Origin of the sequence: Tropicimonas sp. S265A (genome assembly GCF_049800835.1) — a bacterium.
Lineage (GTDB): Bacteria > Pseudomonadota > Alphaproteobacteria > Rhodobacterales > Rhodobacteraceae > Dinoroseobacter.
The window spans coordinates 54,439-78,245 of sequence record NZ_JBNAFU010000002.1 but is presented as its reverse complement, the minus strand read 5'-3'; the positions used below and the strand labels follow the sequence as shown (position 1 = coordinate 78,245).

The window sequence follows — 23,807 nt, the reverse complement described above, 5'->3', positions numbered from 1 at the left end:
CTGTCTCTGACAGCAGTGGTCAGTCCCAGTTGGTCAGCACCGCCAGCGCCACGGTCAGAAGAGCGGGAAATACGTAAACGCCCCAAACCAACCGCCGTTTCAAATCCTTTTCCAGCGGGGCCATCCCGGCTGTCACGTAGTCCTTCAACGGGCCGGGCTGGCCAGCGTCCAGCCAGTCCTGCTCCAACTCCTGCGACTTACGCCATCTTTGTAACATGGCCAACAGGATATGCACCACGGCCACAGCCAGAAAAACGAACAGGCTGATACGAAGAAACGCCATTTACCCCTCCTGAGTTCACCCTGAACAGATGGGTCGCACAGGGCGCGCTGAAAAGGGGCAATCACGGGGGATTGCCGGCCCGCCTGCCCCCGCCTACCGTCACGGTATGGATGATACCCGCCTGCACGCCGCCGTTCTGGCCCGGCGCGACGACCTGATCGCGCTGACCCGGGACCTGATCCGCATTCCAACGCTGAACCCCCCCGGGCGCAACTACCTTGAGGTATGCGAGTATCTGGGCGCGCGCCTCGCGGAAAACGGGTTCGTGTGCGAGATGATCCGCGCAACCGGCGCGCCGGCCGACAGCGACACCCACCCGCGCTGGAACCTCGTGGCCCGACGCAGCGGCTCAAAGCCCGGCGACTGCGTGCATTTCAACTCGCACCACGACGTGGTGGAGGTCGGTCATGGCTGGACCCGCGACCCATTCGGCGGCGAACTGGACGACGGGCGCATCTACGGGCGCGGCGCGTGCGACATGAAGGGCGGGCTTGCCGCCTCCGTCATCGCGGCAGAGGCGTTTCTCGACGTGCATCCCGACTTCGCCGGCGCGGTCGAGATATCGGCAACGGCGGACGAGGAGTCCGGCGGGTTCGGCGGCGTCGCCTATCTGGCAGAGAAAGGCTACTTCGACCCCGCCCGCGTCCAGCACGTGATCATCCCGGAACCGCTCAACAAGGACCGCATCTGTCTTGGCCATCGCGGCGTCTGGTGGGCCGAGATTGAAACCAAGGGCCGTATTGCCCATGGCTCCATGCCGTTTCTGGGCGACAGCGCGATCCGCCACATGGGCGCCGTCCTGCATGAGATCGAAACGGTGCTCTATCCGCATCTGGCCACCAAGCGGACAGAGATGCCGGTGGTGCCCGAAGGCGCGCGGCAATCCACGCTTAACATCAACTCCATCCATGGTGGCGAGCCCGAACAGGATCCGGACTATACCGGCCTGCCAGCGCCCTGCGTGGCTGACCGCTGCCGCATCATCCTCGACCGCCGGTTCCTGATCGAAGAAAACATCACCGAGGTAAAGGCAGAGGTCACCTCCCTCTTGGAGCGGGTCAAGACCGACCGCCCCGGGTTCGAGTACGAGGTGCGCGAGCTGTTTGAGGTTGCCCCGACCATGGCAGACCGCGACGCGCCGATCGTCCGCACCGTCGCCGCCGCGATCGAACGCGTGCTGGCCCGGCAACCCGATTACGTGGTCAGCCCCGGCACCTATGACCAGAAACACATCGACCGGATCGGACGGCTGAAAAACTGCATCGCCTATGGTCCGGGCATCCTCGACCTGGCACATCAGCCCGACGAATGGGTCGGGGTCGACGATATGCTCGACAGCGCGCGCGTGATGGCCCTGACCCTGCAAGAGTTGCTTGTGAGCCCGTCGCCCGCCCCGTAACCTCTCCGACGGGGAGGACACCGGGATGCTTCAGACACCGCGCTACACCACAGGCTTTGCCACGGACGAGATGCTGATCGGCGGCACGTGGCGGAAACCGACGGCAACGCTTGACCTGATCGACCCGTCGGACGCGTCCGACCTTGCAAGGATCGCTCGTGGGCAGGCGCAGGACATCGACGCGGCGGTCAGCGCCGCGCGCGCGGCCCTTGATGGGACATGGGGGGCGCTGACGGCGACGGAGCGCGGCCGCCTGCTCGCCAGACTTGGCGCGCGCGTGGCCGAGAAAGCCGACTGGCTGGCAGAGATGGAGGCCCGCGACGTCGGCAAACCGCTTTCGCAAGCCCGGGCCGACGCACTGGCGCTGGCCCGGTATCTGGAATTCTACGGCGGGGCGGCCGACAAGGTAATGGGCGAAACGATCCCTTATCAACAGGGCTACACCGTCTACACCTTGCGCGAACCCCACGGCGTAACCGGCCATATCGTCCCGTGGAACTACCCGATGCAGATCATCGGGCGCTCTGTTGGCGCGGCCCTGGCGATGGGCAACGCCTGCGTGCTGAAACCCGCCGAGGAAGCCTGTCTGACCGCACTCGCCTTCGCGCGATTTGCCAATGACGTCGGCTTTCCCGCAGGTGCGTTGAACGTGGTGCCGGGCCTTGGGGCAGAGGCCGGGGCCGCCCTGTCGGCACACCCGGATGTCGATCACCTCAGCTTCACCGGCTCGGTCCCCGTGGGCACGCTCGTTCAGACAGCGGCGGCGCAGAACATCGTCCCCGTCACACTGGAGTTGGGCGGCAAATCCCCCCAGATCGTGTTCGAGGATGCCGATCTCGACCGGGCCATGCCATTCCTTGTCAACGCGGGCATTCAGAATGCCGGACAGACCTGCTCTGCCGCCTCACGCATCCTTGTGCATACCTCCCGCATGGCCGAAGTGCAGGCCGCCACGACCGCGGCTTACCAGGCCTTGCGTGTCGGCCCGGCGCGCGCAGACCTGCATGTCGGCCCCGTCATCTCCGCCCGTCAGAAAGAGATCATCGAGGGGTTTCTGGCAGACGCACCCGAAACCTCCGTCCTCGCCCGTGGCGAGGTTGTCGAGGATGCCCCGGGCTCAGGTCATTACGTCCGCCCCACCCTGCTCGGCGGTCTTGCCCCCGACCACCCCCTTGCCCGGGACGAGATCTTCGGCCCCGTACAGGTCATCCTGCCTTTTGAAACCGAAGAGGACGCCGTCCGCATCGCCAACAGCACGGATTACGGCCTCGTCGCGGGCCTCTGGACAGAAAACGGCGCGCGCCAGATGCGGCTCGCCAAACGCCTCCGCGCCGGGCAGGTCTTCGTCAACAACTACGGTGCGGGCGGCGGGGTGGAACTGCCGTTCGGCGGCGTCGGCAAATCCGGCCACGGGCGCGAAAAGGGGTTCGAGGCGCTTTACGGCTTTTCCCAGCTCAAGACCGTCGCCACCCATCACGGCTGAAACGCCTGTCAGTCCGGGAAACATCCTCGCGCAGGCCACCTGAGCGCGCCCCGCGCGCGAGGCAAAGGGAACGCGGCCCGGCAGGGCCGCTCCTTCAGATCAGGCCTTCGGCCACAAACCGCGCACGCACGTCCGTCTTTGGTCGGGCGCCGAAATGGCTGATCACTTCGGCCGCTGCGACACATCCCATGCGCCCGCAGGTCTCAAGGCTCTGCCCTGTCACCAGCCCGTACAGGAACCCGCTCGCGAACTGGTCGCCTGCCCCAGTCGCATCCACAGGCACGACCTTGTGCACCGGCACTTCCGCCCGCTCGTCGCCCCGGATCAGGATCACCGGATCGCCCGACTGCGTGCACACGACCAGGTCGCAAACCGCCGCCGCTTGCGCGAGCGCCGCCTCCAGATCGTCTACCTCGTACAGCGCCCTGAACTCATGCTCGTTGCCGATCACGAAATTCAAGTCATCCGCCACCAGTTTCTGGAAATCCGCCCGGTGCCGATCCACGCAGAACGGGTCGGACAGAGTAATCCCCGCGTGCCCACCCGCCGCCCGCGCATAGCGCGCGGCCGCCTCAAACGCCGCCTTGCCGGGCACCTTGTCGAACAGATACCCCTCCAGGAACAGCAGGCCGACACTCTCGAACACCTCCTCGGCCACGTCCTCGGGTCCCAGATCGGCTCCCGCGCCAAGATAGGTGTTCATCGACCGCTCCCCATCCGGGGTCACGAAGATCATCGAACGCGACGTCGGTGCCTCCAGCCCGGCCATGGGCGGGTTGGGAAACGCGGTGCCCTCGGCGACCATGCCCTCGGCATAGAACCGGCCAAGCGCATCGTCTTTGACCCGCCCGATGAACGCGCAGCGCAAACCAAGCTCGCCCAGCCCCGCCAGCGTGTTGGCAACCGACCCGCCCGGTGCCTGAACCCGGTCCGACATCGCGCCATAGAGCGTCTCCGCCCGCGGCTTGTCGACCAGCTGCATGATGCCCTTTTCTATCCCCATATGGTCCAGAAAGCTGTCATCGGTCTGGGCGAGCACATCGACAATCGCATTGCCGATGCCCACCACCTGATACGGTTGGGTCATTCACTTTTGTCCTCGAATTGGCAAAGGTCTTTGATCGGGCAGACGCCGCAGGCAGGCTTGCGCGCCTTGCAGATGTACCGCCCGTGCAGGATCAGCCAGTGATGCGCATGATGCTGGAAATCGACCGGGATATGATCCTCGATTGCGCGCTCTACAGCCACCACATCCTTGCCGGGGCAGATCCCGGTCCGGTTCCCGACGCGAAAGATATGGGTATCGACCGCCTGCGCAGGATGCCCCCACCACATGTTCAACACCACATTGGCGGTCTTGCGCCCGACACCTGGCAGGCTTTCCAGCGCGGCACGCGAATTCGGCACCTCGCCCCCGTACTCCTCCACAAGGATGCGGCTCAGCTTGATGACGTTCTTGGCCTTGTTGCGATAGAGCCCGATCGTCTTGATATGCGCGATCACGCCCTCTTCGCCCAATGCGAGCATCTTCTCCGGCGTATCGGCGATCTTGAACAGCTCCTTGGTGGCCTTGTTGACCCCCAGGTCGGTCGCCTGGGCCGACAGCGCCACGGCCACGACCAGCGTATAGGCGTTCACGTGATCCAACTCGCCTTTCGGGGCAGGATCACCGGCCTGAAACCGGGTGAAAATCTCGCGGATCGTGTGATAGGGCAGTTGCTTGGCCATGGCCCTCCGTATGCCCCGCACCCGCAGGCTGGGCAAGCGTTGCTTTCCCGCAAATTCCGGGTCGCGAGCACGCCCGCAACACTCTAGCTTGAATGACGAAGGAGAGCCGCCATGTCCGACCCGCAGACAAGCTACCACTACAACGTCATTCGCCGCGCCATCGACGCAATCGATGCGGCGGGCGGCACACCTCTGTCGCTGGAGGAGTTGGCGGACATCACCGGCCTCAGCCCGGCGCATCTGCAGCGCACGTTTTCGGCGCATGTGGGGGTCTCGCCCAAACGGTATCAGCAATACCTGACGCTCGATCACGCGAAATCCCTGCTGTCTGAGAATTTCACGACCCTGAGTGCTGCCCACGAGGTCGGCTTGTCCGGCTCCGGACGCCTGCACGACCTGTTCCTGACGTGGGAGGCGATGAGCCCCGGCGCGTTTGCCCGCAAGGGCGGTGGCATGACGATCCGCTGGGGCTGGTTCGACAGCCCCTTCGGCCTGACGCTGGTCATGGGCACTGACAAGGGCATCTGCGGCATGGCCTTTGCCGCTGAGACCGGCGAGGAAGCCGCGATGGAAGACATGGTCTCCCGCTGGCCAAATGCTGATTTTGTGGAGGATCCGACAGTCCTGCGCCCTTGGGTGGAAACCGCCTTCGGCGCGGACGCTGCGCACCTGTCGAAAGCGCCCTTGTTCCTGACCGGTGCGCCCTTCCAGATCAAGGTGTGGGAAGCCCTGCTGCGCATCCCCTCGGGTCATGTCACGACCTATTCAGAGATCGCGCAGGCCATCGGCAGTCCCAAAGCGGTACGCGCCGTGGGCACCGCTGTCGGGCGCAATCCGATCAGCTGGCTCATCCCCTGCCACCGCGCCCTGCGCAAGTCGGGCGGCCTGGGCGGCTATCACTGGGGCCTGCCGGTCAAACGCGCCATGCTCGCCCACGAGGCCGCCGAGCAAGCTGCCAACACCCCGGCCCCTGCGCGCGCCTCGGCCTAAAACCTCCGAAAATCGCCTTTGCTATTGCATAACCGGGGGGGCAATACCTTTATGCTCAAAAACATCGAGCAAGGAGGCCACAGGCCCATGAGTATGCGTTTTCCTCTTATTTTCCTCAGTGCCAGTGCAGTTGCGCTGTCGGCGTGTGCTGTTCCGGAAGACCGCCAGAGAACTGCCACCGGCGCCGCCGCAGGGGCCGCCATCGGCGGCCTGCTGGGCGCGACCAACAACCGGGAAACAGCGCTGATCGGGGCCGCCGTGGGCGCAGGGGTCGGGGCGATCATCGGCGACAAGCTGGACGCGCAGGAAGCCGCGCTGCGCCAGTCCCTGGGCAATGATCAGGTCCAGATCACCAATACCGGCAGCGAGTTGATCGTGACCATGCCGCAGGACATCCTGTTCCCCGTGGACAGTGCCGTGCTGCAACCGACGCTGCAATCGGACCTCGCAGCCTTGGCTCAAAACCTGCAGGCCTATCCAGACACCACCGTGCAGGTCATCGGCCATACCGACAACACGGGCGCGGCCTCCTACAATCTCGATCTGTCCAAGCGCCGCGCGGCCTCTGTCTCCAGCGTGCTGACGCAAAACGGCGTGCCCTCTGGCCGGATCGTGGCCATCGGCGCGGGGGAGGACCGCCCGGTTGCCTCCAACCTCGACGAGGCGGGCCGCGCACAAAACCGGCGGGTCGAGATTGTGATCACACCCACGGTTTGACCGCGCCTTGCCATGCCTCCAGGTTGGTCATATCATTTGACCAATTCCGGAGGTCGCATGCCATTCCAACGTATCCAGTCCGAAAAACTCTCCCATGCCGTGGTACGCCAGATCGAGAAGCTGATCCTGCGCGGCATCCTGCGCCCCGGCGAACGTTTGCCCGCAGAACGGGAACTGGCGGACAAGCTGGGTGTCTCACGCCCGTCGCTGCGCGAAGCGCTGGCAGACCTTCAGGACAGAGGATTGCTTGAGACACGCGCGGGTGCGGGTGTCTTTGTGGCCGAGGTGCTGGGGTCCGCGTTTTCGGATGCGCTGATCACCCTGTTTGCCACCCATGACGAGGCGGTGTCCGACTACCTCGCCTTCCGCCGCGATCTGGAATCCATGGCCGCCGACCGCGCCGCGCGACTGGGCTCGGAAACCGATCTGAAGGTTGTCGACACGGTTTTCCGCAAGATGGAGGCCGCCCATGCCAAGCGGAACCCGGCGGAGGAGGCAAAGCTCGATGCCGAGTTCCACCTGTCGATCATCGAGGCGAGCCACAACATCATCATGCTGCACATGATGCGCTCGATGTTCCAACTGTTGCAGGAAGGCGTGTTCTACAATCGCCAGATCATGTTCAAACAGCGCGCCACACGCGACGAGCTTCTGAATCAGCACCGCGCCATCAACGATGCGCTCCAGGCCCGCGATCCGGAAGCGGCCCGCAAGGCGGTCGAACGGCATCTGGACTTCGTCGAGGGCTCCCTGTCCGACTGGCGCGAGATGGAGCGCAACGAGGATATCGCCCGCCAGCGCTACGAGCACGCGCAGACCCTCTGACGGCAAGAAAAAACCCGAGCGAATGCCCGGGTTTCTTTTGCTTGTATCAGCCTGAGATCAGTGCAGCTTGGCCTGCACTTCCTTGATCGCGGCGGCCATCATGTCCGTCCGGTCCTTGTCCGTCAGCTTGTCGCGGATCACATCCGCAGCCGCTGCCACGGCGACGGCCACTGCCTGGTCCTTCACCTGCTTCACCGCAGAGGCTTCGGCAGAGGCGATCTGATCCTCCGCAGCGGCCAGACGGCGCGCAATGGAGGTTTCCAGATCGATTTTGGCCTGGGCCGCTGCCGCTTCGGCATCTTCGCGGGCGGTCTTGACGATCGCCTCCGCCTGTTGGGCAACCTCGGCCTGCTTGCGCTCATAGGACGCCAGAATGGTCTGGGCCTCCTCGCGCAGGGCCTTGGCCTCGTCCAGCTCGGACTTGATGCTCTCGGCGCGCTTGTCCAGCATCCCGCTCAGCATTCCCGGGATCTTGAAGTAGACCAGTATGCCGACGAAAATCAGGAACGAGATCAGAACGATGAAATCGGTGTTGGCCAGTGAAAAGAATGGCCCCTTGGCGGCAAACGCAGGCGTTGCAGCCAGCGAGGCTCCCGCAAGGGCGAGTGTCAGCATGCGCATCCTGCTCATCCTTTCAGCTTTGCGGCCACGGCGGCGGTCACGTCTGTGCCCGCAGCTTGCGGCAACAGCGCCCCGACCAGTGCACCGGCTGTTTCGTTCGCCACCTCGGTCACGCTCTGAACCGCGTTTTCGCGGATCTCGGCGATGGCTTTCTCGGACTCAGCCGCCTTCGCAGCAATCTCCGCATCGGCCTTCTGTGTGGCCACATCCAGATCGGCCTGTATCTCGGCCTTGGCTTCCGCCACGATCTTCTGGGCTTCCGCGCGCGCGTCGGCCAGAGCCTTGTTGTAGGCCTCTTCCGCCTCGACCGCCTTCAGCTTGAGCTCTTCGGCGGCGGCCAGATCATTGGTGATCGTACCACTGCGTTCGGCCAGAACCGAGGCGACCCGGGGCAAAGCAACCTTCGTCAGCACGAGGTAGATCACCACGAGCGTGATCACGAGCCAGAAGATCTGGTTCGGGAACGTCGAAAAATCGAGCTGCGGCATGCCCGGTGCGGACGCGGCAGCGTCTGTTGCGTCTGTTGCCATGTTTCCCTCCTTGGCCTTCGGTCACATCGGATCGGCCCGCACGGGGCCAACCCGACCGTAAGGATCGCAAGAGGTGCTTAGACGGCGAACATCAGCAGCAGAGCGACGAGGAATGCGAAGATCCCCAGCGCTTCTGCGAACGCGATGCCGATGAACAGCGTCGCGGTCTGACCGGCGGCGGCCGACGGGTTGCGCAGGGCGCCTGCGAGGAAGTTGCCGGCAACGTGGCCCACACCGATTGCGGCTGCGCCGGAACCGATTGCTGCGAGGCCTGCGCCGATGAACTGACCGAGTTGTGCGATATCGCCTTCCATGATCGTCTCTCCTTACGATGGAATTGGAATTCAGGGGTCGACCGGGGCACCTGCCCCGCCCGGGGTGTTAGTGATGCGGGTGCAGTGCGTCTTTCAGATACACGCAAGTGAGGATGGTAAAGACGTAGGCCTGGATGGCGGACACGAGCACTTCGAGCCCGTAGATCGCCACCACGCCGAGGATCGCGATGGGCGCGACCGCGGCGACCTGCGCAAAGCCTGCGAAAACTTTCAGAACGGCGTGACCGGCCATCATGTTGCCTGCCAGACGAATGGAGTGGCTGACCGGGCGCACGAAATACGAGATCACCTCGATCACCGCGAGGATCGGGCGCAACGCCAGCGGCGCGGACGACACCCAGAACAGGCTCAGGAACCCTGCGCCATTCTTGACGAAGCCCAGAATGGTCACTGTCAGGAACACCGCCATCGCCATGATCGCCGTGACGGCAATGTGGGACGTTGTGGTAAAGCTCATCGGGATCAGCCCGAGGAAGTTCGAACACAGGATGAACAGGAACAGGGTGAAGATATAGGGGAAGTACTTGATCCCGTCCTTGCCGGTCACGTCCTCGACCATCTTGTAGACGAAGCCGTAGATCAGCTCGGCGATGGACTGGGCGCGGCTCGGGATGATCGCGCGTCCACGGGTGCCCACCACCAGCAGCAGAACGATCGCCACGACGGCCAGCGCCATCCACAACGTGACGTTGGTAATCGTGTAGAAGTGGACCGGGTCGCCCGCCTCGCCGAACAGCGGCTTGACGATGAACTGATCCATCGGATGGAATTCGAGCTTTCCGCCTTCTTCAGTCGCCACGATGTGTTTCCTCTTCGTCCGTTGCGGCCGCGGCCGCCTGTATGCGCTCTTCCTGAAGCTCCTGCGCCGTGCGGATCATCGTTTTGACCCCGGCGGCAAAGCCCAGCAATGTAAACAGCACCAGAAGGTAGGGTTTGGTCCCGAACACTGCGTCCAGCCCGACCCCGATGCCAAAGCCGATCCCAAGACCGGCCACAAGTTCGATCACCATCCGCCACGCATGCTGAGCGAGGCTGTAGTGCTCTTCCTTCGCCGGGGCCGGTGCCTGTGCGCCCTTGAGCGCGTCGATCCGCTCCTCAAGCGCCCTGAGCTTTTCGCGGTGCGGATCGTCCGCCAAGGCAAATGCCCCTCCGATGGATTTGAGCGCACGCTAGGGTCGGGCGCCCCCGGAGTCAACGCGCTGCACATGCAAACAGCACTCCGTCAAATACCTGTTTTTATTATATTTTCATAAGGTGCGACAGCCTGTACCGCCATGCGTTAGCGCCACCAGGCGGGCCAAGGGGGGATTTTCCATATTCAACCATTCAGTTGACGATTGGCGACATGACCGCTAGCGCAGGGGGTATGGCTCAGCCCCTCGACACGGTTTTTTCCGCTCTTGCCGACCCGACCCGGCGCGCAATCCTGATGATGCTGCTGGAGGATGACATGGCCGTCACCGACGTGGCCGACCCGTTCGAGATGTCGCTGGCGGCAATTTCCAAGCACCTCACCATCCTGACCCGCGCCGGACTGATCAGCCAGGAAAAGCGCGGGCGCGTGAAATGGTGCAAGCTGGAGCCGGACGCGCTGCGCGATGCCAGCATCTGGATGCAAAGCTTCGGCCAGTTCGAAGCAGTCAATCTCGATGCCTTCGAACGGTTTCTCGCTACGGAACTTGAACCCGAGTCCCCGCCGCAGAGTTAGCCCCCTGCGGCCAGCCTTTCGCGTGTTCTTTGAGATAGGTGGTAAAACTCTGAACCTTCGCGGTGCGATGAAGGTCCACGTGCGTGATCAGCCAGATGCGCGACGCCCACTCCTCGCGCGCGTCGCATACCGGGACCAGATGGTCATGCAATTCCGCCTGCCACACCGGCAGAAACCCTGCGCCGACCCCGGCAATGACCGCATCGCAGGCCGACCGGATGTTCGACGCACGGTACACAATTCGCTCTGACGGCACGTGATCCCGCATCCATTTCGAGAACGGCGCACGCGGATTGTCATCCGCATACCCCACGATGCGATGGCCCTCGAAATCGCCGTCGCAATCAATGGGTCCATGCGCATCCAGGTAAGCCTTCGTGGCATAGATCGCCGTTGCCTGCCGGTCGAGTGTCTGGACGACATTGTCGGGATCCTCGGGCTTGTTGCCTGCCCGGATCGCTATATGCGCCTCCCCGTATTCCAGCCGGAACACCCGGTTGTCGGTCAGGAACTTGACCACCAGATCGTCATGCTCTGCCTGAAACCCGGCGATGATCGGCGCCAGCAACGGCGACAACAGATCAAGCGACGTGATGATCAACTCCCCGGTGACCTTGGCTCCGTGCCCATGCAACCGACCTGACAACTGGTCGAACTGGTCCGCCGTGACCTTGGCCACCTGCAACAGGTCCTGCCCGGCATCTGTCGCAGTGTAGCCGCGCGCGTGGCGCTGGAAGAGCTTGACCCCCAGCCGCTGTTCCAGACTGTCGATATGACGGATCACGGTCGCGTGGTGTACGCCCAGAACATCCGCCGCGCCACTGACCGTGCCCAGACGCGCCACCTGATAGGCGGTTCGAATTTCATCCCAGTTTTCAATCGGCATAATTGTGCATCCATCAACACTCTTTGTTTGATCTTCGCAATTGTGTGAAATTTTGCAAGGGCTAACTTGCTCCCCAGACGCACAATCACATCCCTTTGAAAAGGACACCAACCATGACCGCCGTTTTGCGCATCGACAGTTCCCCCCGCAAGGACCAGTCCATCTCCCGCGACCTCGCCGACAAGGTGATCGCCCAACTCGGCGCCCCGGAAGTCGTCGCGCGCGACATCACCGGTGGCCTGCCCGCAGTGGACGCCGAGTGGATCGGCGCAAACTTCACCCCGGCAACGGACCGCACCGACGACCAGCGCGCCAAACTCGGCCTGTCCGACACCCTCGTGGCCGAACTGCAAGCGGCCGACACGATCGTGATTTCCCTGCCGATCTGGAATTTCGGCATCCCCTCCACCCTTAAGGCCTGGATCGATCTGGTCGCCCGCGCGGGCCTAACCTTCAAATACAGCGCCGAAGGCCCGGTGGGTCTGCTCGAAGGCAAACGCGCCATTCTCGTCATCGCCTCGGGCGGCACCGAAGTGGGCAGCGCCATCGACTTTGCCACCGACTACATGAAACACGTACTTGGCTTCATCGGGATCCATGAGGTCGAAGTGGTCGCCGCAGACCGCATGATGGTCGATGCCGACGCGTCCATGGCCAAAGCCACCGCCGCCATCGACGCGCTCGCCGCGTAATGCCAGACCACCGCGCCCCGGCCACCGGGGCGCAGCGGTCCCCATGCAAGTCTGAAAATACCTCGCCCGAGGCTCCAAAGCCCTGCCAGACTTGACTCGCGCCCCCGCTTGCGCGATACGCCCCCAACTTCCGGAGAGCCATCGCCCTCCGGTCCCATGCCTCAGTGCAGGGATCGCCACCCGTCAGCGCGTTGCGCCCACGGGTGCTTTTCTGCTTTGGGCCATGGGGTTTCGCAGCAACTGGGCTTATCTGACCCGAGAGAACCGACAAGGAAGACGACATGTTCGAAAATCTCTCTGACCGCCTCTCGGGTGTCTTCGACCGGCTGACCAAACAGGGCGCGCTGTCGGAGGCCGACGTCGCCACCGCCCTGCGCGAGGTGCGCGTGGCCCTGCTGGAAGCCGACGTCTCGCTGCCCGTGGCGCGCGACTTCATCAAGGCCGTGCAGGAAAAGGCCACCGGACAGGCGGTGACGAAATCCGTCACCCCGGGCCAGCAGGTCGTCAAGATCGTCCATGACGAGCTTGTCCATGTCCTGAAAGGTGACGAAGATCCGGGCGCGCTGAAGATCGACAACCCGCCTGCCCCGATCCTGATGGTCGGCCTGCAGGGCGGCGGCAAAACCACCACCACCGCCAAGATCGCCAAACGCCTGAAAGAGCGCGAGGGCAAGAAGGTCCTGATGGCCTCGCTCGACGTGAACCGCCCGGCGGCGATGGAGCAACTGCAAATCCTCGGCGTCCAGATCGGCGTTGACACGCTGCCCATCGTCAAGGGTGAAGACCCGGTCGCCATCGCCAAGCGTACCAAGACGCAAGCGGCCCTCGGCGGCTATGATGTCTACCTGCTCGACACCGCTGGTCGTCTGTCGATCGACGAGGAACTGATGGCGCAGGTCGAAGCGGTGCGCGACGTCGCGAACCCGCGCGAGACGCTGCTGGTCGTCGATGGTCTGACCGGTCAGGACGCCGTGCACACGGCCGAAAACTTCGACGACCGAATCGGCATCACCGGCGTCGTCCTGACCCGGATGGACGGCGACGGGCGCGGCGGCGCGGCCCTGTCAATGCGCGCAATCACCGGCCGCCCGATCCGCTTCGTGGGCCTGGGCGAGAAGATGGACGCGCTCGAAACCTTCGAACCCGACCGCGTCGCGGGCCGCATCCTCGGCATGGGCGACATCGTGGCGCTGGTGGAAAAAGCGCAGGAAACGATCGAGGCCGAACAGGCCGAGCGCATGATGAAGCGCTTCCAGAAAGGCCAGTTCAACATGAACGACCTGCGCGGCCAGCTGGAGCAGATGGAAAAGATGGGCGGCGTCGAAGGGCTGATGGGTATGATGCCCGGCATGTCCAAGATGAAGGGCAAGCTCGACGAGGCCGGGTTCGACGACAAGGTCATCCGCCGCCAGATCGCCCTGATCCAGTCGATGACCAAGAAGGAACGCGCCAATCCTGCCCTGCTGCAAGCCTCGCGCAAGAAACGCATCGCCAAGGGCGCGGGCATGGAGGTCAGCGACCTCAACAAACTGCTGAAAATGCACCGGCAGATGGCCGACGCCATGAAAAAGATGGGTAAAATGGGCAAGAAGGGCATGATGCGGAACCTTGGCGCGCTGATGGGCGGCAAGGGCGGGATGCCCGGCGGAATGCCCGGCGGCGACATGGGCGGCATGAACCCGGCCGATCTGGAAAAAGCGGCCAAGGCGATGGGCAAGATGCCCGGCGGTGGCCTGCCCGGTCTGGGCGGCGGCAGCCTGCCCCCGGGGCTGAGCGGGTTCGGCAAGAAGAAGTAGATGGCCACCCTCGTCAAAATCCCCACGCTGGAAACAGCCCGCCTGCGCCTGCGCGCACCGCAACCCAGTGACGCGGACGCCTATGGCGCGTTTCTGGAAAGCCCGCGATCTGCCGGGGTGGGCGGACCATTCAAGGCCTCGGACGCGTTTGACCGCATGACGATGACCGTCGGGCATTGGCACTTGCGTGGCTATGGCCGCTGGATCATCGCCGACAAGGCAACCGACGCGCCGCTTGGCCTTGCTGGCCCCTATATGCCCGAAAGCTGGCCCGAGCCCGAGATTGCGTGGTCCCTGTTCGAGGGTGCCGAAGGCCACGGCTACGCCGAGGAGGCCGCGTTTGCGTCGCGCAAATACGTCTATGACGTGCTCGACTGGGACACGGTGATCAGCCTGATCATCCCCGGCAACACCCGGTCGGAAAAACTGGCAGACCGCCTCGGTTGCTATCCCGACGGCATGTTCGACCATGCCGCGTTCGGACCCATGACGATCTGGCGCCACCCCGCCCCGGAGGCCGTCTGATGGGCCACCGCGACATCCCCGTGCTGGAAACCCGGCGTCTGGTCTTGCGCGGCCCCGACCCCGAGGATTATCCGAACTTCAAGGCGACCTTTGCCTCTTATCGCTCGCGCTTCATGGGCGGGCCACTAAACGCGTATGAAACCTGGATGCTGTACGCGGCTGAAATCGGGCATTGGGAAATTCGCGGCTTCGGCATGTGGATGATCCACGACAAGGCGACGGATGAAACCTACGGCATGGCGGGCGGCTGGCAGCCAGCGAAATGGCCCGAGCGCGAGATTGCCTGGATCATCTGGCCCGAGAAGTCCGGCCATGGCTTCGCGCTGGAGGCAACCCATGCCTGCCGGCGATATTTCTACGACACCCGAGGCTGGGAAGGTGCGGTCAGCTACCTCGACCCCAAGGACCTCGACAGCATTCGACTGGCCGAACGGCTGGGCGCCACCAAGGACAAGACTGCCACGACCGTTGATGGCAGTGACGTTGTCTACCGCCACCCGGCCCCGGCGGCGCTCGCCGACAGCCAGTTGGCCCACGGCATCGAGATGGAGATCAGCCATTACGCCGATCCCCTGTTCAAACCGAAAGGCTTCCCCCTTGACTGACACCGCGACCGATCCCGTGACCCGCGCGGCCGAAGTGCTGGCCGAACACCGCGACAGTATCGATCGGCTGGACGCGATCCTCGTGTTCACGCTGGCCGAACGGTTCAAGCACACGCAGGCCGTGGGGCGGCTCAAGGCGCAGTACGACCTTCCCCCGTCCGATCCCACGCGCGAAGCCGCGCAGATCGACCGGCTCGAAGACCTGGCGGACATGGCCGATCTTGACCCCGATTTCGCCAAGGCCTTCCTGAATTTCATCATTCAGGAAGTGATCCAACACCACAAGAAACATCAATCCTGACAAAGACTTGGGGCGCAGGCCCCGCTCAGAACATCCAAGGAGAACTACAAAATGGCTATGAAAATTCGTCTCGCCCGCGGCGGCTCCAAGAAGCGCCCGTTCTACCGCGTTGTCGCAGCTGACAGCCGCATGCCGCGCGATGGCCGCTTCATCGAAAAGCTGGGCACCTACAATCCGCTGCTGCCCAAAGACAGCGAGGACCGCGTGAAGCTCGATATGGAGCGTGTGCAGTACTGGCTCGACCAGGGCGCGCAGCCAACGGACCGCGTCTCCCGCTTCCTCGAAGCCGCGGGCACGCTCGAAAAGAAAGAGCGTAACAACCCCAACAAAGCCAAGCCGGGCAAGAAGGCCCAGGAACGCGCTGAAGAAAAAGCCGCCAAGGCCGCAGAAGCCACCGAAGCGCCTGCGGAAGAGCCCGCAGTAGAAGCGGCAGAGGAAGCTGCAGCGGAGTAATCCGCCGCAGACCCCGGCCCTTGCGCGCGTTCTCGCCCGAGTTTCGGGACGAACTGGCAAACCTGATGCGCTGGCGGCGCGATGTGCGCCGCTTTCGCACCGATCCGGTCCCGCCGGAGGCGTTGGCGCGCTGCCTCGAGGCGGTGCGCCTTGCGCCGTCTGTGGGGCTTTCGGAACCGTGGCGCGTTGTGCGCGTCACGTCTGCCGCCGCGCGCGCCGCGGCCTTGCAGAACTTCGAGGCTGCCAATGCCCGGGCGCTCTCAGGGTACCAGGGCGACAAGGCCAAGGTCTATGCGGGCCTGAAACTCTCGGGCATGCGCGACGCGCCGGAACAACTTGCGTTTTTCTGCGATGACGGCACCAACAAGGGCGCGGGCCTCGGGGCCGCCAGCATGCCCGAGATGCGCAGCTACTCGGTGGTCTCCGCCATCACGCTGATGTGGCTGGCGGCCCGCGCCGAAGGGCTCGGGCTCGGCTGGGTCTCGATCCTTGATCCGCACGCGCTCACCCAGGCGCTCGACGTCCCCGAAAGCTGGCATCTGGTGGGCTACCTCTGCCTCGGATGGCCGCAACTGGACAGCGAAACGCCCGAACTGGAAACCGCCGGGTGGGATACGCGCAGCACCACCCTCGCGGTTGAGGAGCGCTGAGCCATGCCGCGCTACTGGATCGGCGTGGCCGAACGCGATTACGTGCACGCCGCCGTGCGCCACGGCCTTTGCCTGTTCTCGGGTGGCAAGGAAGCCCCGATCCGCAAGGTCAGCCCCGGCGACGGCGTGATCTACTACTCCCCCCACGAAGCGCGCCGCGGCGAGCCGCTGGAATGCTTCACCGCGCTTGGCACCGTCGGCGAAGGCGACGCCTGGAAGAAGGAGTGGGACGGGATCGGTTTCACCTCGTGGGTGCGCAGTTGCGACTATGCGTCTGTCACCGAGACCCCGGTCCGACCGCTCCTGTCACGGCTGGGCTTCGTGGCAGAGCCGCGCCATTGGGGCCGCACGTTCCAGCGCGGACAACTGGAGATCGGTGCCCTCGATTTTCAGGAAATCGCTCAAAGGATGTGTCAGAATGGCTAAGCCCACCGAAGGGGAAAACATCGGATGAAAGACAAGATCTGCGTTGGCGCGGTGGCGGGCTCCTTTGGCGTGAAGGGAGAGATCCGACTCAAGAGCTTCTGCGCCGAGCCGGAGGATATCGCCGGTTACAACCCTCTCTCGCTCGAAGACGGGGGCACCGTGACGCTGAAACTCACCGGGCAGATCAAGAACGGCCTCGCCGCACGGCTCGATATTGCGCGCACCAAGGAACAGGCAGAGGCACTCAAGGGCACGCGGCTTTATGCGGACCGCACTGCCCTGCCGCACCTGCCCGATGACGAGTTCTACCACACGGACCTGATGGGGCTGGAGGTGGTCGATACCGGCGGCATGGTGCTGGGCAAGGTCGCCGCCGTTCACAATCACGGCGCGGGCGACCTGCTGGAGGTGCGCGGCGCAGCACTCAAGGGCTCTGCCCTTCTGCCCTTCACCCGCGAGGCTGTGCCCACGGTAGATCTGACCACAGGCCGCATCGTCACCGACCCGCCCGATGGGGTGTTCACGTTTAAACAAGACTAGACCCCGCCCCCAACTCGCCGTTCCAACGGCGCGCCCCCGGCCCGTGGCCCGCATCTCGCTCCCGGATTTCGATGCGACAAGGCAGGGTCGCAACACCTTTGAATTTGGCGCTCTGTCGGCATTGCCATCGACGTCGCCCTCCCTTTAGTCTTTCGGCCGCATGCCGGGTTTGCAGCCGGAAATGACACGGACCGGCACAGCCTCCGCCTGATAGAGAACCCGACGACCGCGCATGGGCATTTTCGAAAGATACCTCTCGGTCTGGATCGGGCTGGCGATGATGGCAGGCATCCTCATCGGGCTCGCTGCCCCCGGCCTCGTCGAAGCCATTGCGGCGGCGGAACTTGCCAGCGTGAACCTAGTGGTCGCGGTGCTGATCTGGGCGATGGTCTACCCGATGATGGTCGGCGTCGACCCAGGTTCGCTGCGCGATGTGGCGCGCCAGCCGAAGGGGCTGTTCATCACGTTGGTGGTCAACTGGCTGATCAAGCCCTTCACCATGGCGGCGCTTGCGGTGCTGTTCTTCGAGCATGTCTTTACGCCCTTCATCGAACCCGAGGACGCCGCGCAATACATCGCGGGCCTGATCCTTCTGGGGGCGGCACCGTGCACCGCGATGGTCTTTGTCTGGTCGCAACTCACCCGCGGGGATGAGACCTATACACTTTTGCAGGTCTCGGTGAACGACCTGATCATGGTCATCGCCTTTGCGCCCATCGTGGCCTTCCTGCTGGGTGTCAGCGATATCGCAGTGCCGTGGGAGACCCTCGTGCTGTCGGTTCTGCTCTTTATCGCCCTGCCCCTGATCGCAGGGATTGTGACCCGCAAAAAGCTCGGGACCGACGCTGCAATCAAAGCGTTTCAGGCCCGCGCCAAGCCCTACTCGGTGCTGGGCCTGATCACGACGGTTGCGATCCTGTTCGGATTGCAGGGTCAGACCATCGTATCGAACCCGTTCGTGATTCTGCTGATCGCCGTGCCGATCATCCTGCAAAGCTATTCCATCTTCGCGCTCGCCTACGTGGCGGCCTACGCGCTCGAGGTGCCCCACCGTATCGCCGCGCCCTGCGCGCTCATCGGCACGTCGAACTTCTTCGAACTGGCCGTGGCTGTCGCGATCAGCCTGTTCGGCCTGAATTCCGGCGCGGCCCTCGCGACGGTCGTCGGTGTTCTGGTGGAGGTCCCGGTGATGCTGACCCTCGTCGCACTTGCCAACCGCACGCGGGCGCGGTTCGCCGCATGACCGATCCCGCCCGCGGCACCCCCGCCATCAGGCAGCCTGCGGGCGCATCAACTTTTTCGCCACACCCTGGACCTTTTCGATGCGCGTCGCGGTGAAGGCGGTCTGCGGACGCCCCATCGGTCCAAGTGCGGCCCACTGAAACAAGAGCTGCGCACGCAGCAGGTAATCGAAGACCGGGTCGTGGCGCACGCGCGCGCCATAACCCTCTTCGAAAGCCTGGACATCCGCGCGCGGCACACCGTCCACGCCGAACCGCGCCGCGATGTCGGCCAGTAATTTTGCCACCTCGTGCAGCACAGGTCCTGTCACCGCCGTGCAGAAATCAATCGCGGTTGTCGCCTTGACCCCAAGCACCATGTTGTTCGCCGTCAGGTCCCCATGGAGCGCCGCGCATTGCACCGGCGCACCCTGCGCTGCGCGGGCGAACCGGGCCATGCCCTGGGCCAGCACGATGAATAAATCCGCATCGACAATTGCCGCCGGGTCCGCCTCAGCCCGCGCCATCAGACGCGACAGGCGCAACTGGACCGGGCTGGCGTGAAACGCCACCGGGCCCGCATCGGTGGCGGCATGGAACTGCGCGAGCCAGTCACCCGCACGCCGCAACGCATCGGCGCGTTGCACCGGCTGGTCGTATTTCAACAGCAGATGCGCGTTCAGCGATTTGCCCGGCACCCACCCGAAAATCGCCGCTTGTGCGTCCGCGTCTTCCAGCATCACCGGCGCGGGCCGCGCGGGCCCGGGCAGCAGCGCCCGTACCGCGCGCTGGGTCTGCAGCCCCGCGGCCCAGCCGGGATCGACCCGCGGGCGAAACACCCGCTTGAACACGACATCAGACCGCCCCTCCGCCCGCATCCGCAGCACGATCCGCGCCACACCCCTGGCCTGCCGACGCCCCAGCGGTTCGGGCAAATGGGCAGCCGGGTCCAACCCGGCGAACGGCGCAAGCCTGCGCCAATCCGCAAGGGCAGCGCGCAGCAGGGGATCTCGGGTCTGGGCCATGGGACTCTCCGTGGGTGTCCCCCCAAATACCTTGCAAGGCCTCAATCTTCGGTTAAACCGCCCGTCATGACGAAAACACCGCCTTTGAAATCCCACGGCCGCAAAAGCATTTCGGTGACACTCCAACCCAAGGAGTTGATGACCCCGCGCCCCCGCCTCAAGGGGGCCTGGACCGCGAAGGTCATCACCCTGTTCCCCGGGGCCTTCCCCGGCGTGCTTGGCGAAAGCCTGACCGGCAAGGCGCTCGATCAGGGTCTCTGGGCGCTTGAGACGATCGACCTGCGCCCCTTTGGCGACGGCAGGCACCGAAATGTCGATGATACACCTGCGGGCGGCGGCGCGGGCATGGTGCTGCGCGCGGACGTTCTGGGGCAGGCGCTCAAAACAGCCGCTGACAACACCCCTTCCGACCGTGGCAAGTGGCCAGTGGTCTACCTCAGCCCGCGCGGCCTGCCGTTCACCCAGGCCAGGGCGGCCGCGTGGGCCAAGGCCGACGGGATAACGATGCTGTGCGGCCGGTTCGAGGGCGTCGACCAACGCGTGCTGGACGAGTTTGATGTCGAAGAGGTGTCGCTGGGGGATTTCGTCCTGACCGGCGGCGAAATCGCGGCACAGGCCATGATCGACGCCACCGTCCGCCTGATCCCGAATGTGCTGGGCAACCACGCCTCCACGGAGGAGGAATCGTTCTCCGGCGGATTGCTGGAACACCCCCACTACACCCGCCCCCCGGTCTGGCGCGGGCGCGCGATTCCCGAGGTCCTGCTCTCGGGCCACCACGAACGCATCGCCGACTGGCGCCGCGAGAGGGCGGAGGCCCTGACCAAGGACCGCCGCCCGGATCTCTGGCAGGCCTATCTGAACGCCAAAACCCCCCGGAAAGACTGAAGCAGACGCCCGCGCACACGCCGCGCGATAAAGGCTTGATCGACAGCCCGTCCGGGTCTATACGGCGCGTGCTCGGGCCCCGTGGGATCACCGGGCGCTTTTTGCTTTTGGCAGTCAGCGTCCTCTCCGCGACCCGGTACGACACGGCATCGGACAGGATCGATCTGGCGCGGGTTCTTCTCCCGACGCTCCACGGCCCTGCCCCTGCACACACATAGGTAAGGACGACCGAACCTCCGGCGGGCGCGATACGCGCGGACCCGATAGAAGACACGGAGCTCTGGGGCGCGAGAAACTTTGCGGACTAACCGCAAGCATCAATGAAGGAGCGTTCAGATGAACCTGATCGCACAGCTTGAAGCCGAGCAGATCGCAGCGCTTGGCAAAGAGATCCCCGATTTCAAGGCGGGCGACACGGTCCGTGTCGGGTACAAGGTGACCGAAGGCACGCGCACCCGTGTGCAGAACTACGAAGGTGTCTGCATTGCACGCAAGGGCGGCGACGGCATTGCCGCCGCGTTCACCGTGCGCAAGATCAGCTTCGGCGAGGGCGTGGAACGTGTGTTCCCCCTCTACTCCACGAACATCGACAGCATCGAGGTGGTCCGCCGTGGCCGTGTCCGCCGCGCGAAGCTGTATTACCTGCGCGAGCGTCGCGGCAAGTCCGCCCGTATCGCAGAGCAGACCAACTACAAGCCCAAATCCGGCGCATAAGGGGACGCACGATGAAAAAAGACATCCATCCCGATTATCACATCATCGACGTCAAGCTGACCGATGGCACCGTGATCCAGATGCGCTCCACCTACGGCGCAGAAGGCGACCAGCTCGCGCTCGACATCGACCCGTCCTCGCACCCGGCCTGGACTGGCGGCGGCACCCGCCTGCTCGACACCGGCGGCCGCGTGTCGAAGTTCAAGAACAAGTACGCAGGTCTGGGCTTCTAAAGCCCCTGCCGTACCGGAGACAAAAAGCCGTCCCTCGGGGCGGCTTTTTTCTTGCCCGTTGAATGGCGGAACCAGGTCGCACCCAACGCCGCATAAAACAGATGTCGGCTTAGCGGGACAAAGCGCCATTTCGCTGCGGATGCGCCGACAGCCGCTATCGGAAATCGGAAGGGGTCAAAAACGGTCGTTTGTGCCGACGGCACAAAGCCTGAGCAATAGTCACCTTTGATTTTTCGTATCAGTCGTTTTTTTTGGCTTCCTCCAGTCAACAAGAGTCTTGGCTATCAATAGTAGAAGTGCGGGAAGACCTATGATCTGTGCAATCTGAGAAATCGATTTGAAGTCATCTTGGGATAGGGAAAACAAGTTGGGCGGCTGCGATATGGCATACCTCAGTTCAGCCGATTGAGAGCCAAGCATAGACGAAACGTAAAATGACAAGAGCTTGTCACCCTGCGATACGTCAGAACCGGTAGTTACTATGAAGGTTGTATCTTCCCCTTCGCGGACTTTGAGCGTTTGGGCTGTGTCAGGAATAACAGAGACACCCTCTGTGAAGCTGCTGATTTCAATTTCAATGACCTGACTTTTTGGCTCTTCGATCCTGTCTATGGAAACGCGAACGACGTCTTCGTCTCCAATGAAAATGACTTCAGGGTGCTCGACTGTTAGGAAGATGCCCTGTTCCTCACCTAAACCGTATTCTGCCCTACAATCCTCAAAGCCTTCCTTAAATAATGCAGCGGGCGGCAAGTCAGTCTCCACTCCCGAACAAGTAATGAAGCTTCTGCTTGCTCTAAGAGATAGGTTTTCGTTCAGCCTGTTCTTAAAGCCGTCTGTTACACGCTCTCGATATGATTGGTTTAGGTACGGTGTGGAGTAGGCGACCGCAGAAACGACTATGATTAGGATTAGGAAAATATTTAGTCGAAATAGATTTGTTGCTGTGGTCACGAGATTGTCCTTTTCAGCAAAGCCCGCAGGAAGCATGCCGCGCGCCTAACATGCGTTCAAGTCTCCAAAGTGGCTCCTTATGTGCCAAAAACGGTCGTTTTTGTCACAGGCGTTGCTCACGCCGGAATGGTTGAGAAATCTTGTGCCACAAGCCCTTGGCAAAACCGCCTTTTGTTTTTCCACGTTCTTGACCGGCGCTCAAGGAGCAGACATTGGTGCAGAGTGCAGCAGCCTACAAAGAAGGCTCGAAGCTGACCTTAGCCGCACACGCCTAAACGCCATTTGCGCCTGACCGAACCCGTGCCCCCACCTGGCTCGGATAGCCGTCACCCCCAGATTCGCCGATTTACGAGTCCAAGCTGCAAAGGCTATCGCTGGAGCCGCCAGCACAAGTTCGGATCGGATCCTCGGGGACGAAATGGGGGAGCCGTTTTCAATGCAGGTCCGCAGGTCTTCGCTAGCTCGCCCCCGCCCACAGCGACGCGCCCCCCAGAACCACGAGATTCAGACCCGCAAGCGCCAGAAGGCCGTAGGCGAGCCGCACGAACAGCGCCTGCGGGATGCGGTCATGCAGGGCCATCCCGAGCCCCACACCGATCAGCAGGAAGGGCACGAGTAAGGCAGACGCCCAAAGCCCCTCGGTGGTTAACAGTCCAAGTGCGCCATACCCAAACCCCTTGGCCATGTTCAGCACGAAAAAGAAAACCGCGTTGGTGCCGACAAAGGCAGACTTATCGAGATTCATCCGCAAGAACGTCCCCTTGATCGGCGGCCCCCCGGCATGCGCCACGAACCCCGCGAACCCCGACAGCAGGCTCGCAAGGAACACCACAGCGCGCGGCGCGGCGGTGACGGGGGCGGTATCCGGGCCCCGCCAGACAAACCGCGCCACGAAAACCAGCGCCATCACCCCGATCGCCAAACGCAGCCCGTCCGGGTCCACCTGCGAAAACCCCACCATGCCAAGGACGATCCCGAGCGCGGCGCCCGGCAGCAGAACCAGCACCAGCCGCGCTTGCCACGCCCGGCGATACCGCCAGACCGACAGCAGATCGATCCCGACCAGAACCGGCAACAGCAACACCGCCGCCTCCTGGACCGGCATGGTCAGCGCCACCAGCGGCACACCGAGAATCCCGAGCCCACCGGCAAAACCGCTCTTCGAAATGCCGGTCAGAGCAACCGCCAGGGCCGCAACAAGATAAGCGTCAGTCGTCATTCCTCGCAGATATGCCGCGCCCATAAATCCGTAAAACGATTTCTTGTGATCATTAAAATCT

The 23,807-nt window shown here is 63.5% G+C and carries 31 protein-coding genes; 19 read left to right on the top strand and 12 right to left on the bottom strand.

What is annotated here, in order from left to right:
- Positions 1 to 19: 19 nt before the first annotated feature.
- Positions 20 to 283 (bottom strand): hypothetical protein, encoded by a 264-nt coding sequence (locus tag ACP15N_RS07985; RefSeq protein ID WP_425091711.1) that lies wholly within the window; start codon positions 281 to 283, stop codon positions 20 to 22.
- A gap of 106 nt (positions 284 to 389) precedes the next feature.
- Between ACP15N_RS07985 and ACP15N_RS07980 the strand changes: the two genes are divergently transcribed.
- Both ACP15N_RS07980 and ACP15N_RS07975 read left to right on the top strand, forming a co-directional pair.
- Positions 390 to 1,682 (top strand): acetylornithine deacetylase/succinyl-diaminopimelate desuccinylase family protein, encoded by a 1,293-nt coding sequence (locus tag ACP15N_RS07980; RefSeq protein ID WP_425091710.1) that lies wholly within the window; start codon positions 390 to 392, stop codon positions 1,680 to 1,682.
- 25 nt (positions 1,683 to 1,707) lie between these two features.
- Positions 1,708 to 3,165, top strand: coding sequence for an aldehyde dehydrogenase family protein (locus ACP15N_RS07975; RefSeq protein WP_425091709.1), 1,458 nt, complete (start codon positions 1,708 to 1,710; stop codon positions 3,163 to 3,165).
- A gap of 94 nt (positions 3,166 to 3,259) precedes the next feature.
- Here the strand turns inward: ACP15N_RS07975 and ACP15N_RS07970 are convergent, their stop codons facing one another.
- Both ACP15N_RS07970 and nth read right to left on the bottom strand, forming a co-directional pair.
- Positions 3,260 to 4,252, bottom strand: a complete 993-nt coding sequence (locus tag ACP15N_RS07970) for an adenosine kinase (RefSeq protein ID WP_425091708.1) — start codon at positions 4,250 to 4,252, stop codon at positions 3,260 to 3,262.
- A complete protein-coding gene (gene nth / locus ACP15N_RS07965; RefSeq protein WP_425091707.1) occupies positions 4,249 to 4,893 on the bottom strand; it encodes an endonuclease III in 645 nt (214 codons plus the stop codon). Before nth ends, ACP15N_RS07970 begins: the two co-directional genes overlap by 4 nt.
- 111 nt (positions 4,894 to 5,004) lie before the next feature.
- On the opposite strand from nth, the gene ACP15N_RS07960 reads away from it, so the two are divergent.
- The 3 genes from ACP15N_RS07960 (at position 5,005) to ACP15N_RS07950 (ending at position 7,425) form a co-directional block, all read left to right on the top strand.
- Complete coding sequence (locus ACP15N_RS07960; protein ID WP_425091706.1) at positions 5,005 to 5,883, top strand: methylated-DNA--[protein]-cysteine S-methyltransferase; 879 nt, start codon at positions 5,005 to 5,007, stop codon at positions 5,881 to 5,883.
- A gap of 87 nt (positions 5,884 to 5,970) precedes the next feature.
- The gene (locus tag ACP15N_RS07955; RefSeq protein WP_425091705.1) at positions 5,971 to 6,600 is read left to right on the top strand and encodes an OmpA family protein; all 630 of its coding nucleotides are present in this window, start codon (positions 5,971 to 5,973) and stop codon (positions 6,598 to 6,600) included.
- A 57-nt stretch (positions 6,601 to 6,657) separates the two neighbouring features.
- The gene (locus tag ACP15N_RS07950) at positions 6,658 to 7,425 is read left to right on the top strand and encodes an FCD domain-containing protein (protein WP_425091704.1); all 768 of its coding nucleotides are present in this window, start codon (positions 6,658 to 6,660) and stop codon (positions 7,423 to 7,425) included.
- Positions 7,426 to 7,482: 57 nt separating this feature from the next.
- On the opposite strand, the gene ACP15N_RS07945 is transcribed toward ACP15N_RS07950, so the two are convergent.
- The 5 genes from ACP15N_RS07945 to ACP15N_RS07925 all read right to left on the bottom strand — a co-directional run bounded on the left by ACP15N_RS07945 (position 7,483) and on the right by ACP15N_RS07925 (position 10,047).
- Positions 7,483 to 8,046, bottom strand: coding sequence for a F0F1 ATP synthase subunit B (locus ACP15N_RS07945; protein ID WP_425091703.1), 564 nt, complete (start codon positions 8,044 to 8,046; stop codon positions 7,483 to 7,485).
- Between the two features lie 5 nt (positions 8,047 to 8,051).
- Positions 8,052 to 8,576, bottom strand: a complete 525-nt coding sequence (locus tag ACP15N_RS07940) for a F0F1 ATP synthase subunit B' (RefSeq protein WP_425091702.1) — start codon at positions 8,574 to 8,576, stop codon at positions 8,052 to 8,054.
- A 77-nt stretch (positions 8,577 to 8,653) separates the two neighbouring features.
- Positions 8,654 to 8,890 carry a F0F1 ATP synthase subunit C gene (locus tag ACP15N_RS07935; protein ID WP_425091701.1) on the bottom strand — a complete coding sequence of 79 codons (237 nt, stop codon included), beginning with the start codon at positions 8,888 to 8,890 and terminating at the stop codon, positions 8,654 to 8,656.
- Positions 8,891 to 8,957: 67 nt separating this feature from the next.
- Positions 8,958 to 9,710, bottom strand: coding sequence for a F0F1 ATP synthase subunit A (locus ACP15N_RS07930; protein ID WP_425091700.1), 753 nt, complete (start codon positions 9,708 to 9,710; stop codon positions 8,958 to 8,960).
- Entirely contained in the window at positions 9,700 to 10,047 is a 348-nt protein-coding gene (locus ACP15N_RS07925; protein WP_425091699.1) for an AtpZ/AtpI family protein, read from the bottom strand. The genes ACP15N_RS07930 and ACP15N_RS07925 overlap by 11 nt, the downstream gene beginning before the upstream one ends.
- Positions 10,048 to 10,277: 230 nt before the next feature.
- On the opposite strand from ACP15N_RS07925, the gene ACP15N_RS07920 reads away from it, so the two are divergent.
- Positions 10,278 to 10,619, top strand: a complete 342-nt coding sequence (locus ACP15N_RS07920) for an ArsR/SmtB family transcription factor (RefSeq protein WP_425091697.1) — start codon at positions 10,278 to 10,280, stop codon at positions 10,617 to 10,619.
- Here ACP15N_RS07920 and ACP15N_RS07915 read toward each other — a convergent pair.
- A complete protein-coding gene (locus ACP15N_RS07915; RefSeq protein ID WP_425092109.1) occupies positions 10,582 to 11,499 on the bottom strand; it encodes a LysR family transcriptional regulator in 918 nt (305 codons plus the stop codon). The genes ACP15N_RS07920 and ACP15N_RS07915 overlap by 38 nt on opposite strands.
- Before the next feature lie 119 nt (positions 11,500 to 11,618).
- Between ACP15N_RS07915 and ACP15N_RS07910 the strand changes: the two genes are divergently transcribed.
- From ACP15N_RS07910 to arsB, 10 genes are all read left to right on the top strand, one after another.
- On the top strand, positions 11,619 to 12,197 hold the full coding sequence (locus ACP15N_RS07910) for an FMN-dependent NADH-azoreductase (protein WP_425091696.1): 579 nt from the start codon (positions 11,619 to 11,621) through the stop codon (positions 12,195 to 12,197).
- A 281-nt stretch (positions 12,198 to 12,478) separates the two neighbouring features.
- Entirely contained in the window at positions 12,479 to 13,993 is a 1,515-nt protein-coding gene (ffh, locus tag ACP15N_RS07905; RefSeq protein ID WP_425091695.1) for a signal recognition particle protein, read from the top strand.
- Positions 13,994 to 14,518 carry a GNAT family N-acetyltransferase gene (locus ACP15N_RS07900; protein ID WP_425091694.1) on the top strand — a complete coding sequence of 175 codons (525 nt, stop codon included), beginning with the start codon at positions 13,994 to 13,996 and terminating at the stop codon, positions 14,516 to 14,518.
- The gene (locus ACP15N_RS07895) at positions 14,518 to 15,123 is read left to right on the top strand and encodes a GNAT family N-acetyltransferase (protein ID WP_425091693.1); all 606 of its coding nucleotides are present in this window, start codon (positions 14,518 to 14,520) and stop codon (positions 15,121 to 15,123) included. The genes ACP15N_RS07900 and ACP15N_RS07895 overlap by 1 nt, the downstream gene beginning before the upstream one ends.
- Positions 15,116 to 15,424, top strand: coding sequence for a chorismate mutase (locus ACP15N_RS07890; protein WP_425091692.1), 309 nt, complete (start codon positions 15,116 to 15,118; stop codon positions 15,422 to 15,424). The genes ACP15N_RS07895 and ACP15N_RS07890 overlap by 8 nt, the downstream gene beginning before the upstream one ends.
- Positions 15,425 to 15,475: 51 nt before the next feature.
- On the top strand, positions 15,476 to 15,877 hold the full coding sequence (rpsP, locus tag ACP15N_RS07885) for a 30S ribosomal protein S16 (RefSeq protein WP_425091691.1): 402 nt from the start codon (positions 15,476 to 15,478) through the stop codon (positions 15,875 to 15,877).
- A gap of 20 nt (positions 15,878 to 15,897) precedes the next feature.
- Positions 15,898 to 16,527, top strand: coding sequence for a 5,6-dimethylbenzimidazole synthase (gene bluB, locus ACP15N_RS07880; protein WP_425091690.1), 630 nt, complete (start codon positions 15,898 to 15,900; stop codon positions 16,525 to 16,527).
- A 3-nt stretch (positions 16,528 to 16,530) separates the two neighbouring features.
- Positions 16,531 to 16,953 carry an EVE domain-containing protein gene (locus ACP15N_RS07875; protein WP_425091689.1) on the top strand — a complete coding sequence of 141 codons (423 nt, stop codon included), beginning with the start codon at positions 16,531 to 16,533 and terminating at the stop codon, positions 16,951 to 16,953.
- 24 nt (positions 16,954 to 16,977) lie between these two features.
- On the top strand, positions 16,978 to 17,493 hold the full coding sequence (gene rimM / locus ACP15N_RS07870) for a ribosome maturation factor RimM (protein WP_425091688.1): 516 nt from the start codon (positions 16,978 to 16,980) through the stop codon (positions 17,491 to 17,493).
- 232 nt (positions 17,494 to 17,725) lie between these two features.
- Entirely contained in the window at positions 17,726 to 18,736 is a 1,011-nt protein-coding gene (gene arsB, locus ACP15N_RS07865) for an ACR3 family arsenite efflux transporter (protein WP_425091687.1), read from the top strand.
- Between the two features lie 27 nt (positions 18,737 to 18,763).
- Here arsB and ACP15N_RS07860 read toward each other — a convergent pair whose 3' ends face one another.
- Positions 18,764 to 19,738, bottom strand: coding sequence for a phosphotransferase (locus ACP15N_RS07860; RefSeq protein WP_425091686.1), 975 nt, complete (start codon positions 19,736 to 19,738; stop codon positions 18,764 to 18,766).
- A gap of 66 nt (positions 19,739 to 19,804) precedes the next feature.
- Here ACP15N_RS07860 and trmD point away from each other — a divergent pair, with 66 nt between their 5' ends.
- From trmD to rpmE, 3 genes are all read left to right on the top strand, one after another.
- Entirely contained in the window at positions 19,805 to 20,626 is an 822-nt protein-coding gene (trmD, locus tag ACP15N_RS07855; RefSeq protein ID WP_425091685.1) for a tRNA (guanosine(37)-N1)-methyltransferase TrmD, read from the top strand.
- Positions 20,627 to 20,962: 336 nt separating this feature from the next.
- A complete protein-coding gene (rplS, locus tag ACP15N_RS07850) occupies positions 20,963 to 21,340 on the top strand; it encodes a 50S ribosomal protein L19 (protein WP_425091684.1) in 378 nt (125 codons plus the stop codon).
- 11 nt (positions 21,341 to 21,351) lie between these two features.
- Positions 21,352 to 21,573: a 50S ribosomal protein L31 gene (gene rpmE, locus ACP15N_RS07845; protein ID WP_425091683.1), complete on the top strand. Its 222-nt coding sequence runs from the start codon at positions 21,352 to 21,354 to the stop codon at positions 21,571 to 21,573.
- Positions 21,574 to 21,792: 219 nt separating this feature from the next.
- On the opposite strand, the gene ACP15N_RS07840 is transcribed toward rpmE, so the two are convergent.
- Together ACP15N_RS07840 and ACP15N_RS07835 are read right to left on the bottom strand one after the other, a co-directional pair.
- The gene (locus tag ACP15N_RS07840; protein ID WP_425091682.1) at positions 21,793 to 22,563 is read right to left on the bottom strand and encodes a hypothetical protein; all 771 of its coding nucleotides are present in this window, start codon (positions 22,561 to 22,563) and stop codon (positions 21,793 to 21,795) included.
- 421 nt (positions 22,564 to 22,984) lie between these two features.
- Positions 22,985 to 23,746, bottom strand: coding sequence for a sulfite exporter TauE/SafE family protein (locus tag ACP15N_RS07835; RefSeq protein WP_425091681.1), 762 nt, complete (start codon positions 23,744 to 23,746; stop codon positions 22,985 to 22,987).
- Between the last annotated feature and the right edge of the window lie 61 nt (positions 23,747 to 23,807).

What these genes read in the sequence shown, in the direction of transcription:
- ACP15N_RS07985 (WP_425091711.1), bottom strand. Translation starts at nt 283, where the DNA reads ATGGCGTTTCTTCGTATCAGCCTGTTCGTTTTTCTGGCTGTGGCCGTG.
- ACP15N_RS07980 (WP_425091710.1), top strand. Translation starts at nt 390, where the DNA reads ATGGATGATACCCGCCTGCACGCCGCCGTTCTGGCCCGGCGCGACGAC.
- ACP15N_RS07975 (WP_425091709.1), top strand. Translation starts at nt 1,708, where the DNA reads ATGCTTCAGACACCGCGCTACACCACAGGCTTTGCCACGGACGAGATG.
- ACP15N_RS07970 (WP_425091708.1), bottom strand. Translation starts at nt 4,252, where the DNA reads ATGACCCAACCGTATCAGGTGGTGGGCATCGGCAATGCGATTGTCGAT.
- nth (WP_425091707.1), bottom strand. Translation starts at nt 4,893, where the DNA reads ATGGCCAAGCAACTGCCCTATCACACGATCCGCGAGATTTTCACCCGG.
- ACP15N_RS07960 (WP_425091706.1), top strand. Translation starts at nt 5,005, where the DNA reads ATGTCCGACCCGCAGACAAGCTACCACTACAACGTCATTCGCCGCGCC.
- ACP15N_RS07955 (WP_425091705.1), top strand. Translation starts at nt 5,971, where the DNA reads ATGAGTATGCGTTTTCCTCTTATTTTCCTCAGTGCCAGTGCAGTTGCG.
- ACP15N_RS07950 (WP_425091704.1), top strand. Translation starts at nt 6,658, where the DNA reads ATGCCATTCCAACGTATCCAGTCCGAAAAACTCTCCCATGCCGTGGTA.
- ACP15N_RS07945 (WP_425091703.1), bottom strand. Translation starts at nt 8,046, where the DNA reads ATGCGCATGCTGACACTCGCCCTTGCGGGAGCCTCGCTGGCTGCAACG.
- ACP15N_RS07940 (WP_425091702.1), bottom strand. Translation starts at nt 8,576, where the DNA reads ATGGCAACAGACGCAACAGACGCTGCCGCGTCCGCACCGGGCATGCCG.
- ACP15N_RS07935 (WP_425091701.1), bottom strand. Translation starts at nt 8,890, where the DNA reads ATGGAAGGCGATATCGCACAACTCGGTCAGTTCATCGGCGCAGGCCTC.
- ACP15N_RS07920 (WP_425091697.1), top strand. Translation starts at nt 10,278, where the DNA reads ATGGCTCAGCCCCTCGACACGGTTTTTTCCGCTCTTGCCGACCCGACC.
- ACP15N_RS07910 (WP_425091696.1), top strand. Translation starts at nt 11,619, where the DNA reads ATGACCGCCGTTTTGCGCATCGACAGTTCCCCCCGCAAGGACCAGTCC.
- ffh (WP_425091695.1), top strand. Translation starts at nt 12,479, where the DNA reads ATGTTCGAAAATCTCTCTGACCGCCTCTCGGGTGTCTTCGACCGGCTG.
- ACP15N_RS07900 (WP_425091694.1), top strand. Translation starts at nt 13,994, where the DNA reads ATGGCCACCCTCGTCAAAATCCCCACGCTGGAAACAGCCCGCCTGCGC.
- ACP15N_RS07895 (WP_425091693.1), top strand. Translation starts at nt 14,518, where the DNA reads ATGGGCCACCGCGACATCCCCGTGCTGGAAACCCGGCGTCTGGTCTTG.
- rpsP (WP_425091691.1), top strand. Translation starts at nt 15,476, where the DNA reads ATGGCTATGAAAATTCGTCTCGCCCGCGGCGGCTCCAAGAAGCGCCCG.
- ACP15N_RS07875 (WP_425091689.1), top strand. Translation starts at nt 16,531, where the DNA reads ATGCCGCGCTACTGGATCGGCGTGGCCGAACGCGATTACGTGCACGCC.
- rimM (WP_425091688.1), top strand. Translation starts at nt 16,978, where the DNA reads ATGAAAGACAAGATCTGCGTTGGCGCGGTGGCGGGCTCCTTTGGCGTG.
- arsB (WP_425091687.1), top strand. Translation starts at nt 17,726, where the DNA reads ATGGGCATTTTCGAAAGATACCTCTCGGTCTGGATCGGGCTGGCGATG.
- ACP15N_RS07860 (WP_425091686.1), bottom strand. Translation starts at nt 19,738, where the DNA reads ATGGCCCAGACCCGAGATCCCCTGCTGCGCGCTGCCCTTGCGGATTGG.
- trmD (WP_425091685.1), top strand. Translation starts at nt 19,805, where the DNA reads ATGACGAAAACACCGCCTTTGAAATCCCACGGCCGCAAAAGCATTTCG.
- rplS (WP_425091684.1), top strand. Translation starts at nt 20,963, where the DNA reads ATGAACCTGATCGCACAGCTTGAAGCCGAGCAGATCGCAGCGCTTGGC.
- rpmE (WP_425091683.1), top strand. Translation starts at nt 21,352, where the DNA reads ATGAAAAAAGACATCCATCCCGATTATCACATCATCGACGTCAAGCTG.
- ACP15N_RS07840 (WP_425091682.1), bottom strand. Translation starts at nt 22,563, where the DNA reads ATGCTTCCTGCGGGCTTTGCTGAAAAGGACAATCTCGTGACCACAGCA.
- ACP15N_RS07835 (WP_425091681.1), bottom strand. Translation starts at nt 23,746, where the DNA reads ATGACGACTGACGCTTATCTTGTTGCGGCCCTGGCGGTTGCTCTGACC.